Here is an 11,766-nt window from a genome sequence, read left to right as displayed (position 1 = left end):
GGCGCACTCCATAAAAGCGCTGAAACCGGTTGAGCAAACGCTTCGCGACCATGCCGCTGAAAATCAAGACTCTTAAGGCTCTACCGTATCTTGCCGAGCTGATTGCGCGCAGCCGGATTTTCGACGCGGACTGGTACAGAAAGGAATATCCCGCCTTCGAGACAGGCGAACTCAGTCCCATCATGCATTATCTGGTTGAAGGGGCTTTCGAAGGGGCGCGGCCGCATCTCCTCTTCGATCCCGATTGGTATCGAGCGACGGCGTGTTGCAAAGCCGCCAACCCGCTGATCGATTACATCAAATATGGCGCAGCTGCGGGACGCGATCCGTCGCCTTATTTTTCATCCGCCTATTATCGCAAAAGCGCTGGCGCCCTTCACGGTCTGACGCCGCTCGGCCATTTTATTGCCTATGGCCTGCCCGGCAACGCCTCGCCAACACCGCTGTTCGACCGCGACTGGTATCTTGCCCAAAATCCTGACGTCAGGCGGGCAGGTTTCGATCCCTTCCTGCATTTCGTCGCCTCCGGCGCGCGCGGCGGACGCTCCCCCGGCCCGCTGTTCGACGCGCCCTGGTACCTCATGAAAAATCCCGGCGCGCGCGACGCGGGCATCGAGCCTCTGCGTCATTATCTTTCTCGCGGCGCCGCCGAAGGGCGCAGGCCTCATGAATGTTTCGACCCCCGATTCTATGTCGCTCACGCGCCGCAGGCGTCGGTCACGCTGGAGCAGGCCTTGACCGACTATGCGGATCAGGGGCGCGCAAACTGGCGCAGCGCTGACGCCGCATTGCCGCCGCCTGGCTCGCCTGTCGCTGTTTTTGACGATTTTCCCTGGCGCCGGGCCACGAGGGCTGAGCGTCCTCATGCGCCTTTTCCTGTTCTCATCATTGACCTTGTCGGGGCCGCCACGGCCGCTCTCTGCGCTGTGCTGAGACAATTGCCGCAAGTGGATCTTTACGTCGTCGCCAACATGCCTGACGCGACTATGCGCGAGGGCGTCGCCATGCTCGATCTGTCGCTGCCAAATCTGGCGCCGCTCGAACCCGGCATCGTCCTCGACCGGCTCCTGCGCGCACTTAAATATCGCGATCCCGGAGCCCTCGTCATCGAGGCGAATGGCGCAACCGCATCGCTCTCGCCCCTCTGCACAGAACTTGCTCTTGCGCATCATCAGGTCGACGCCTCGAGGCAGCTGACCACAGCGGATTGGGCCGAGCTTCTGCGCCGCAAAATCGACTATCGCGAAACGCCGCGGCCGACGATTTCCACAATCATTCCGAATTACAATCACGCGCGCTATCTCGACGAGCGTATCGGCTCGATCCTCGCCCAGACCCTGCCGCCCGACGAGATCATTTTCCTCGACGACGCGTCGGACGACGAAAGCCTCGCAATCGCACAACTGTGGCAGGCGAAATCGGCCATTCCATTCACGATCATCGCGGCTGACGCCAACAGCGGCTCGCCTTTCAAACAATGGGCCAAAGGCGCATTCCAGGCCCGCTGCGAGCTCGTCTGGATCGCCGAGAGCGATGACAGCTCCGATCCCCGTTTTCTCGAGCGAATGGTCGCGTCTTTCCGAAATCAAAATATCGTACTCGCCTACAGCGACTCCGAAACGATTGGAGCCGAAGGCGAAACGCTTGCCTCAAGCTGCCGCTTCTACACGGATACGCTGGATGAGGCGAAATGGTTGTCCGGGTATGTGGAAGACGGCGCGCGCGAAATCACGACAGCCCTCGCTGTCAAGAACACAATTCCAAACGTCAGCGCGGTTCTCTTCAAGCGCGCCGCGCTATGCGGCGTCCTCGAAACCATCCAGAGATTTCACTATTGCGGCGATTGGGCGGCCTATGTCGCATGTCTGCGGCAAGGCGCCGTCGCCTTTTGCCCTGAGGCCCTGAACAGGCGCCGGCAAGACCCCCGCAGCGTGACGCAGGATGGCGAACGCGGAATGCTTGCCGTGCAGGAGGCGCTCGCCATCAAGCGGCCGATCCTGCAAGACGCCGCATGCGCGGACCGGATATTTTGGCTGAGCCTCGCTCAGACAATATTCGAATATGAGGCGCGATCGGCTGCGCTGCTTCCTGTACGTCCCGCCTTCACAGCCAATACGGATCTCGCCCGATCGCTTGATGATATGTCAGATATCATCGCAAAGCGACGCTCCGGCTACGCAGAACAGAAGCGGGAGGTCGCCCATTTTCTGCATAATCTGGCTGATTGCGACGTAACGCTGGATAAGGCCGGGCGGCAAGCTCTCATTGCCCGCGTCATCATCGAGTTGGGGGTGCTGGCGAAAGACTTCGGATAGGTCGCTTGCCTGCCCTACTTGCTGCGGGCGACGACGATATCCTGAAAATTATGGATGGCGCCTTCGACATAGGATTCAATGTCGAACCATTGCGTCCAGACGGCGTCGATCCATTTCCGGTTCACGAAGGTAATCCCGTAATCATAAGCCTGCGATGTCAGATGGCCGGACTGAAGCGTAAAGTGAAACCCGTCTCCCTCGCTGAGGGCGAGGCTCGCCGCCTGAAGCGCATCGGGCGAAATGCCCAAAAGACCGAGGATCGCAGGGTCGGCCGACGCCCGTTCGATCGCCTTCTGCCCGTGGAGGGTGAGCATCAGCAACGCGCCGGGCCGCGTGACGCGATGCAACTCCGCAAGATAGAATCGATGGTCTTCCTCGTTCATGTGGGTGAAGACGGAGATACTCACCACAGCGTCGAAGCGTTGATCCCCGCAAGGCAACCGCTGGCGCGGCGTTGTGTGCAGAGCCTTGACCCAGGGCAGATTGGCGCGCGCCCATTGGATCATGCGAGGATCGACGTCAACGCCGACGTAGACGCCGCGATAGCCTTTGAAAAGCCGCGCCACGCGTCCGACGCCGACGCCGAAATCGAGCCACGCGCGATAGGCGTGGAGATCTGTCGCATGGGCCGACGCCAGCGCCCGCATGATGTCGACGCCATGCCGCGCGAAATCCTCCGGGCGGCTCAATCCCGAGGTTGCCTGCATCAGATCGAGCGGCGGGAACGGCGCTATGGTTTCGCGCGCGGCGTCACCCAGATCAAGGGCGGCTTCGTTGTGGGCGAACCATGACTCCAGCGCGCCTTCAAAGCCGAGTTCAACGGCGGTGTTGGCGGGCTCGCCGAGGGCCGGCGCGTCATTCTCATGATCTACGTCAGATAATCCATAAGCGCGATACATCGACAGAACGTCCTTCGCCATGTCGGCTGGCGTATGGTCGTAGAACGTCGCGGCGCTGAGACGCGTCGCCAATGCCGGATCGTCGGCTGCCCTGCACAGGACCTCGGTCAGGCTTGCGACGTCGCCGCGCAAAAAATGGAAACCGTTGCGGCCGTCCTCGACAAATTCCGTCATCCCGGCCACGTCAGAAATGATGACCGGCGTGTGGGTGGCGAGCGCCTGCAGGAGAATGAGCGGGCTGTTTTCGTACCAGGTCGAGGGAATGATGAGATAATCGAGATCGCCAAGCGCATGCGCCAGCTCCGCGCGCGGCAGGATACCGGGGAATGCGACGGCAAGACCCTCGGCCTTTTGCCGCAGCGTGGCGTAGTAGGCCGGATCCTGATCGTCCGGTCCCCAGATTTTCAGGGTCAGATTCGTCCGGCCGCTCGCGCGCAAGGCGTCGAGAAGGAGATGCGCTCCCTTGTGGGGAAACAACTGGCCGATGAAGCCGAGCTTCAGCCCGCCGCCTTCCACGCGCAGAGGTTTTGGAGCGCGATCGATGTCGACGCCGAAATGGCTGACATGCATTGACGCCGGAAAGCCATTGTCTTGATAGGCCTGTTTCAGGAAAAGCGTCGGCGCGATCGCTTCGCAATAGACGCCCATCGCCTCGCGCAGGATATCCGGCCGCGCGACAATGTCATTTGGCGTGAATCCGGCAATGCTGAATGGCTCGTCCTGCCGCTCGCCGAGCCTTGCAAGCTGCTTTGAGACAAACGGGCGCAAACGCGGATCGGCGCCGAGCCGCGTCAGCGGCTTCGCCTCCGGCCTTGCGCCGACAAGCTTCAGGAAACAGGCGATGCAGTTGGCCCGCGCCGCGTCGGGACCGGCGCAGAGTTCGCCCTGTGCGTCTTCAAGCCTGTTGTTGTAGCAGAACCCGAAGAAATCCGTGAGCGTGGCGAATGTAGGAACGCCCATCGCGCCCGCAACGTCAAGCAGCGCGGTTGTATGGCTGATAAGATGGCAGACATGGATGATGTCCGGCGCGATCTTGCGCAACAGACGCTCATGCAGATGACGCAGCGCCGGCTGCTCATAGGTGTCGCGGACGCCGCGATTGGGAAAAAGATTCTTGTCGATCGAGACGACGCGGACGCCCTCATAGATTCGCTCCTCGACAAGCTCCTTTTGCGCCGGCTCGCCCGCGAGCGTCGCCGTCACGACGACGGGCTCCTGGCCAAGCGCGATCAACTCCCTGGCGAGCGTCAGCGTATAGGCTTCGGTGCCATAAAAATGAGTTGGGAAAAAGCAATGGACGTAAAGCGCAATTCTCATCAGTCGCCCTTCACGCCGCGCCGCCCGCGAGGCTTATCAAGGTGCGCGCCACCCCCTCCTCGAACGAAACCCGCGCCGACCAGCCGATTTCGCGCCGCGCGCGCGAGGGATCGAGAATTGAGAGGGGCGTATCGAACGGGCGAGCAGGCCGGCGCTCGACTTTGACGGGTCTGCCAAGCTGTGATTCGAGACAGGCGATGATATCGTTCAACGAGCGTCCTTCTCCGCTGCCAATGTTCAGCGTTCTCGACGAATCTTCTGTTCGCGCGGCGCGGATCAGCGCATCAACCGCATCGTCGATATAGACGTAATCGCGCACCGTCGAGCCGTCGCCGAACAATATGATCGGCGCTCCCGTCAGGGCGGCCTTGCTGAACTGGGTGACGGCGCCAAAAAGCCGCGCGGAATTTTGCCCCGGTCCAAAAAGATTGCCGATCCTGAGTGAAGCCGGGCGCAACCCGACCGTGTCGGCGAAAAGGTCGAGATAAGCTTCGACCGTGCGCTTCGACAGGCCATAGGCCGAGATCGGATTCAGCGGATGATCCTCGCTCGCCGGCGCCTGCCGCAGCCGGCCGTAGATCGCCCCGCCCGACGAGGCGAAGATAAAGCGGGGGGCGGCGCCCGGCGCAATGCTCTCGATGAGGCGCAGGGAGCCGACGATATTTGCGCGCGCGTCCTCGGCGGGGGAAAGGCTCGCCTCCGATGGAACCGTCGACCAGGCCAGATGATAGATGCAATCGACGCCCGACGTGATTTCCCGCAGCGGCGCGGCGGGATCGGCAAGGTCGATGCGGCGCCAGGTCAGACGCGGATGGGCTGCAAACGGGCTCTGCCCGCGCCCGGCGGCGATCACGCCCGCGCCGGACGCAAGGAGAACTGGAACGAGGGCTCGCCCGAGAAAACCGCTGGCGCCGGTAACGAGGGCTTTGCCCATCATGATCGCGGCGCTCGCCTACAAGGGAAAAAGAACGGCGTCAGGAAGGCCGGGCGCCATATCGAAATCCCCCGGCGCAATATCGCGGTAGAGGCTGCAATAGGCGGCCGCCATCGCCCCGACTGAAAAACGCGCCTTCGCGATCGCCTGATTGCGCCGCCCGAGCGCTTCGATCCGGGCGCGGTCGTCAAGCAGGGCCACAATGATCCCGGCCGTTTCATTGAGGGTTTCGCCAAGGGTTTGGCCAAGCGTTTGGCCAAGGGTTTCATCGTCGCCCAGAATTTCCGGCACGGCGCCGATGCGATAGCCCGCCACCGCAAGCCCGCAGCTCATGGCGAAGGGAATGACCTGCCCAAAGCTTTCCTGACGCACCGGCGCGACGAAAATCTTGAAGCGCGCCAGAAAAGCCGGCAACTCCTCATAAGGCGCGTAGCCGGAAAATTCGAAATGCGGCAGCAGCCCTTCTTCGATCACGCGGCGGCGGAAATGCGCAAACAGCGAGCCGTCGCCGATGATGATCGCGCGCGTCGCCGGGCGTTTCTTGACGACCGCGATAAACAGTTCGATCGCCTGTGCGTTGAGCTTGTCATTTTCGAGCCGGTAGATCATGCCGATCGTGTCGAAGGCGCCCGCGGCCGGGACGGTGGGCCGAGCGAAACGGTCAAGATCGATGCCCGGATAAATCACCCTTGCCGGCGCCTTGGAGCCAAAACGGTCGAGGACGCTTTGCGAGACAAAGACGTTGCAGGCGACCGGCGCATCGGCAAAGGGCGTGACCGGCGTGTTGACGTTCTGCACGACGGGACATTCAAACTCGGCCGCGACTTCAAAGATGGCGCGATACCAAGGCTCGTCGACGTCGCCCCAGTAGTGAATATGGACAAGATCCGGGCGGAACCGGCTGAAGGTGGCGCGCACCACATGCCGCGAGACCGGCTGAGGCGCCAGCCGGATGGTCATTCCCTCATGCGCGCCAGACGGCGGCAAGGAGGAGGTTATCGTCTCCATTTCGATGCGATGGCCGAGATGGTCGTAGAGATCGACGACGAGTTGCGTCGATCCTCCAACCCAGACATTGGCGATCGCGTGCAACACTTTCGGGCGGCGCGCGAGCCCCATTCTCTGGCGCGGCCGCACGACGTAAACCGGCGGAGGGAAAAAACCGGACGAGCGCCGCAAATTGCCCCAGAACGCCGCGCGGTCGAGCCGCCGCGTCCAGGCTCCGCTTTCCGGATCAAACGCCAGACGCGTGGCGCGAAAGCGCGCGTCCTCGATCGTTCTCAGCGCCACAGGCCAGCGCCAGAGCAGCGCGACGGTTTTCCAGATCAAGAGACAGAGACCGATTGCCAGACGCGGCGCGAGGCGAAACAAGGACGCCGCCTGCAGTAAGGGCTTCAGCCTCGCGAGGCGGGCCTCGACGTCGGCGAGATGATCCTGCACGATGATAAGCTCGCGCTTCAGCTCCCTCCGTTCGCGGGCCGCGTTTTCAACGGCCTCCGCCTCGGCGCCGACGCGCGGACCTACAGCGAATTCGGCCACCGTTCCTCCATGCCGCTGCTGAATTGGCCGGCGCGACGCGGCGGCAAGATCGAGGCTGCGCAGCGCGTAAAGCTACAGTTTATAACAACGATTTAACGCATTTTGCGAGGGCGCGATATCGGAGCGCGCCTGTCAGGGCGCAAAAGGTCAGATAGCGCTTTTGCGCAGGCGGGGCAACGAACCGGTCGGCTCACGCCAACTGAGGCGTGAGGCTGAACAGGGAAAGGCCGGGATGATAGCAGGGGTCGTCGCGCAGGCGATCGGCCCAGCGGTCAAGCATATAGGCGCGCTCGGCGGCATGGGCGCCGAGCCGGCGGAAGGTCGCTTTGCCCCGACTCGCCGACTCGAAATGGGTGAGGCGCGCGAGGGGCGTCCAGAGCGTCTGGAATCCCCGTTCCTCAAGCCGCAGGCAGAGATCTATGTCGTTGAATTCGATCGGCAGATGGATTTCGTCGAAGCCCCCGACAGCTGCGAATTTACTCTGCTCGACGGCAAGACAGGCGCCGGTGACGGCCGAGACTTCATGAACCGCGTCATTGCGGCCAAGCCAGCCCGGCGCGCTCGCCGCAAGTCCGGCGTCGCAATGGCCGGCGCTTTCGCCCAGGCCGAGTACGATCCCTGCATGCTGGATGCGTCCGTCGGGATAGAGCAAGAGGCAGCCAACCGCGCCGACGTCCGGGCGGCGCGCCTGAAACGCCAGCTCGCCGAGCCAGTCGCCTTCTGTAATTTCAACGTCATTATTGAGGAAAACCAGCACCTCGCCTGTCGCGACGGCGGCCCCGAGGTTGCAAAGACGGGAGAAGTTGAAGGCGCCCGGAGAGTCGATCCGGCTCACTCTTTTGTCGCGCCCAGCCGCGCGCAGCGCCTCCAGCGCGGCAGGCTCCGTGCTGCCATTGTCGACCAGCACGAGATCGAAGGCGGGGTAGCGGGTTTTCGCCAGCAGGCTTTCCACGCTCTGCCGAAGCAGAGGAGCGCAGTCGCGGGTCGGCATGATGATGGTCACATGCGGGGCCCTGGCTGTCGGCGGCCGGGGCGAAGAGGGGCGGGTCGGATTCGCGCGCGGCCGGGTTTCGATCAACGGACGCGGTATGTGGGCGACTTCGTGACGGGTGAGGCCGCGCAGAACCTCTTTGGCGAAAGCCGCCTCCTCGAAGGCGGGTAACGACGCCAGACGCGCGCGGGCAAGAGAAAGCCGCGCCAGCAACAGCCGGCCGACATAGGGTCGCGCCGTTTCGAGATTGCGGCTCCATTCCGGTTTGAAAACCGGCTCCGGCCCAAGATCTTCATCGCAATAGGCGGCTGACGCACGTGCGTCCCGCGCCATCGTTTCAATGAAGCAGGCGAGCGCGTGAGGCGCGAGACGATCGCCGAAGCCGATAAATCCAGCAAGATCGCGATCCTGGCCGTGGAGCAACTGGCCGCCGCAGGCCCCGATCCGGGCGTCCTCCGCCGCCAGCGCCGCGATCTTCTCATCAGCGCCCGCGACCTGGAGCGACCAATGCGGAAACATCTGGCCCCGCAGGCTGTCGAGCGTCGTTTCCACAACTTCCGGCGGCGTATCGGCGTCAAGGCGCGCGTGGAGCCTGACCCTCGGCGCGGCTGTCCAGTCGCAGCGCGGACGCTCCAGTTCGCGCCAATCCGGCGGGGCCGCGAGTCGGTCGCGATAGGCCGGCCACTGTGACCAGGGCGTGTGTTGCGTCGCCCAGCGGAAATTCAGCTCAGCCTCCGGCCGCCAGCCGAGCGCGAAGGTGGCGAGCGCGCTAAAGAACCGGCCACGATCTCCTGCCCAGCCGCGGCGAAGAACATCCGCGGCGGGGACCGGCTCAATCGCTTCCAGAACGAAGCTGAACCGGCCGGCGCGGGCGACAGGCGAGATCCAGACCGCCGTCGTTCCCGCTGGCGCGGTAAGGAGCCCCTCGCCGCGCCCCAGCACGGGACCGGGGAGCAAACGCCATCCGATTTCCGCGCCACCGCGCCGGAAGCTGATGATGGGGCGCACGGGACGATCGAAGAAAGAGAGCCGGTAGCGGAGCCTGAACCAGCCCGAAGGCGGAACTAGCGCCGCAGGCTCGATCGCCAGAAAGGGCCGCCCGCTCAGCGCCTCGAAATGCGGCGCGTCTCCTTCAACGTCCCGCGCGGGCACAAGCGAAGGAACCGGCGCAGGGGTCCGTCGAGGCCCGGCCATCAGCGCGGTCAGGCCGAAGCGGCGGGCGCTGGCGCGAGGACGCGTCTTGCCTCGGCATAAACTTCCAGATCCTGCTCGATCAGGACGCGGGCGGCGCTCATTTCGCGCAAGATGTCGGCAAATCCGGTTACTGTCTTGCTCGGGCCGAGCGCGACGAAAGGCAGCGGCTCCGGCAGGTCGAGAACCGCGCCAACAAGGCCGAGAAAAGAATCGACATCGTCGCGCAGCCCGACAGCGTCAAGTTCGGCGAGAGAATCGAGCGCGGCGGCGGGCGCGGGATTGGGCGGCGGGTCGAAGGCGTTTGGAGCCGCCAGTTGATAGACGAGCGGATTATAGAGCAGCGTGCGCAATTCGTCGGTGGCGCGCAAGAGCAGGCCCTCAAGCGCCACGCTGTCGCTGAGATCGACGTGACGGATATGCCCGGCGCAGCGCTGCAAGGCGGGCATCAAGGCGTTGGCGTTCGCGGCCGCCTCGGGAAGCGACGCCCACTTCAGGATCAGCAGCCGCTCCGACATTTCCTCGAAGGGATCGCGCAGCAGCATGCCGACCTTGAAGCCGCGATCGCGCAAAAGCGGCTCCCAGACGCGCCAGAAAATGCGGCCCGATGCAAAGATGGAATTGCTGAACGGGATGGCGAAAATCGACCGCGTGGTTTCCTCGGGGAGAAGTTCGAGGGAGCGGTAAGGCATCTGAAAGCGGCCGATCAACATTTCGTCGAGGTTGGAGGAACGGAACAATTGCGTTTCGAGGCGCAGGAATTTGCTGTCGATGCGATTGTCCGCCGTATGCCGCCGATAGATCAGCACATTGTTTTCGCCGTCCCTGATCTCGAGATGGGCGGCGGCGCCAATCCCGGGACAGTTCGATTCATCCGCCACAAACCCGCAGACGCCGCTGTTGTGAAGGCCCTGCTCCTTCAGCAAGGGGCGGTAGACGAAAGCGTCGATGGCGATATGATGCTCGGGATCGAGATGAACGATGATCCGCGGCGTCGCCGCCGGATTGTCCGGCATCAGCCAGCCGATGATCCTTTCGCCCATATCTTCGTCGATGCTGAATAGCATTGGCTTCCCGAACTCCTCGGCGGCGCGGCCGCCTACAGGGCTCCGCTTCGCGAGATCGCGACGATTTTGGATTCGGATCCATCCAAAATCATGAAACATGATCGATTCCAACTGTTTGGGTTATTACGCCCCAGCTTTTGGATCTCTACTGATTTCTTGTCGGCCAAATGGGGTCATTCGGTCGGAAAGCGGTCCACAAAACGCTCTAATCCAGATGCATCCGATCCCGAACCCCCGCGATCAGCAGCATCATCACGACCCACAGTCCGAAGGCGCTGACGCCGACGAAGGCGACCGATCTGGCGCGGCGCGGATATTCCGCGATGTCCGGCTTTTGCGGCGGGACGAAGGCCGCGAGATAGACGTGCTGGCGCTCGGCTTCCTCACGCGCTTTCTCATAAGCTGCCAGCGCGACCTCAAGAAGACGCTGCGAAAAGCGCCGCTCCAGTTCTTGCTGTTCGAAAAGCGAGATCGTTCTGGCGGCGGTTTTAGCGTCGCCATTCTGGCTGGTCATCGCCTGAGTCTGCGCCAGGATCTGCGCGTCGAGCGCCTTGATCTGCTCCAAGAGCACCCTTTGTTGCGGCGCATCTGATGAGACAATTTTCAGATTGGCGTCGCGCTGGCGCTCCAGCGCAAGCTTTTCCTTGACGACGCCGAGCAGCGTCTTCGCCGCGAGATCGATCGTCACCTGCGGATCGACCGTTCCTTCCTGATTGCGCACGTCCCTAAGGCCGGTCAGCGCAGCGGCATAGCGGACGCCGGCGCGCTCCACCTCCTGCCCGGCCATCGCGAGGGCGTCCTTGCGCGCCCGCCTGGCGACGTCGTCGATCATCCGTTCGGTCGCTTTTTGCAGCGCCTGCGCAATCGCCATCGCATCGTCCGGAATGAAGGCAAGGACGCGGACGAGGACCAATCCGGAAACGCGATCGACATTGACGGAGATCATCGACTGCCAATAGTCCCACAGCCGGTCGTCATTGCCGGATGCGTCAAAGCGCGACAGAAAATCCGCCTGCGGGCGCGAAAACATGGCGCGCAAGGAGATGCTGGCGTTGAGGTCGCGGACCGCATTGCGGCTGCGCAGATAACTCGCCGCCATATAGGGCAGGCGCCCGATGTCGCTTTGCCCTCCCTTGCCGAGGAGCATCGAGACCATATCTTGATCGGGGACAAGATCGCTCGCCGTGCGGATGCTGAAGCGGAATTCGGCCGCATATTTGTCCGCGGCGATCAGCCCATAATAGACGCCGGCAATCAGAATGGGCAGCGCCACGCAAAGGGCGAAGGACAGTTGATGCCACCGCCACGAGCCGAACTGATCGATTGGAACCGAAACGCGGCGTAAATCCTCGCGCAGGACAAAATGCTCGACGGCGGATTCTTCCGCCGTGCCGGCCGGATGGCGGTCGTCTGGTTGGCGTTCGAGGCGCGTCTCGCTCATGCAAGCATCGCTTCGCCGAAAATCCGGTCTGATTCAATCGCCTGGGGACACTCTTGTCGATCGGACCGAGTC

Annotated in this window: 7 protein-coding genes; 1 reads left to right on the top strand and 6 read right to left on the bottom strand. The window is 63.0% G+C overall.

The window, feature by feature from the left end:
* Positions 1-29 precede the first annotated feature (29 nt).
* Positions 30-2,315, top strand: coding sequence for a glycosyltransferase family 2 protein (locus CR492_RS12065; RefSeq protein ID WP_102844006.1), 2,286 nt, complete (start codon positions 30-32; stop codon positions 2,313-2,315).
* A 14-nt stretch (positions 2,316-2,329) separates the two neighbouring features.
* On the opposite strand, the gene CR492_RS20805 is transcribed toward CR492_RS12065, so the two are convergent.
* From CR492_RS20805 to CR492_RS12030, 6 genes are all read right to left on the bottom strand, one after another.
* The gene (locus CR492_RS20805) at positions 2,330-4,531 is read right to left on the bottom strand and encodes a glycosyltransferase (protein ID WP_180982526.1); all 2,202 of its coding nucleotides are present in this window, start codon (positions 4,529-4,531) and stop codon (positions 2,330-2,332) included.
* A 10-nt stretch (positions 4,532-4,541) separates the two neighbouring features.
* Complete coding sequence (locus CR492_RS12055; protein WP_102844005.1) at positions 4,542-5,468, bottom strand: NAD-dependent epimerase/dehydratase family protein; 927 nt, start codon at positions 5,466-5,468, stop codon at positions 4,542-4,544.
* Between the two features lie 15 nt (positions 5,469-5,483).
* Positions 5,484-7,004 (bottom strand): glycosyltransferase family 4 protein, encoded by a 1,521-nt coding sequence (locus tag CR492_RS12050; protein WP_146030252.1) that lies wholly within the window; start codon positions 7,002-7,004, stop codon positions 5,484-5,486.
* 190 nt (positions 7,005-7,194) lie between these two features.
* Positions 7,195-9,189 carry a glycosyltransferase family 2 protein gene (locus tag CR492_RS12040; RefSeq protein WP_102844002.1) on the bottom strand — a complete coding sequence of 665 codons (1,995 nt, stop codon included), beginning with the start codon at positions 9,187-9,189 and terminating at the stop codon, positions 7,195-7,197.
* Positions 9,190-9,197: 8 nt separating this feature from the next.
* On the bottom strand, positions 9,198-10,253 hold the full coding sequence (locus CR492_RS12035) for a hypothetical protein (RefSeq protein WP_146030251.1): 1,056 nt from the start codon (positions 10,251-10,253) through the stop codon (positions 9,198-9,200).
* Between the two features lie 205 nt (positions 10,254-10,458).
* Complete coding sequence (locus tag CR492_RS12030) at positions 10,459-11,694, bottom strand: hypothetical protein (RefSeq protein ID WP_102844000.1); 1,236 nt, start codon at positions 11,692-11,694, stop codon at positions 10,459-10,461.
* Positions 11,695-11,766: the final 72 nt, after the last annotated feature.

This window comes from Methylocella silvestris, assembly GCF_002891535.1.
Taxonomy (GTDB): Bacteria; Pseudomonadota; Alphaproteobacteria; order Rhizobiales; family Beijerinckiaceae; genus Methylocapsa; species Methylocapsa silvestris_A.
The sequence above is the reverse complement of the archived record's forward strand: the minus strand, read 5'-3'. Positions and strand labels throughout refer to the sequence as shown.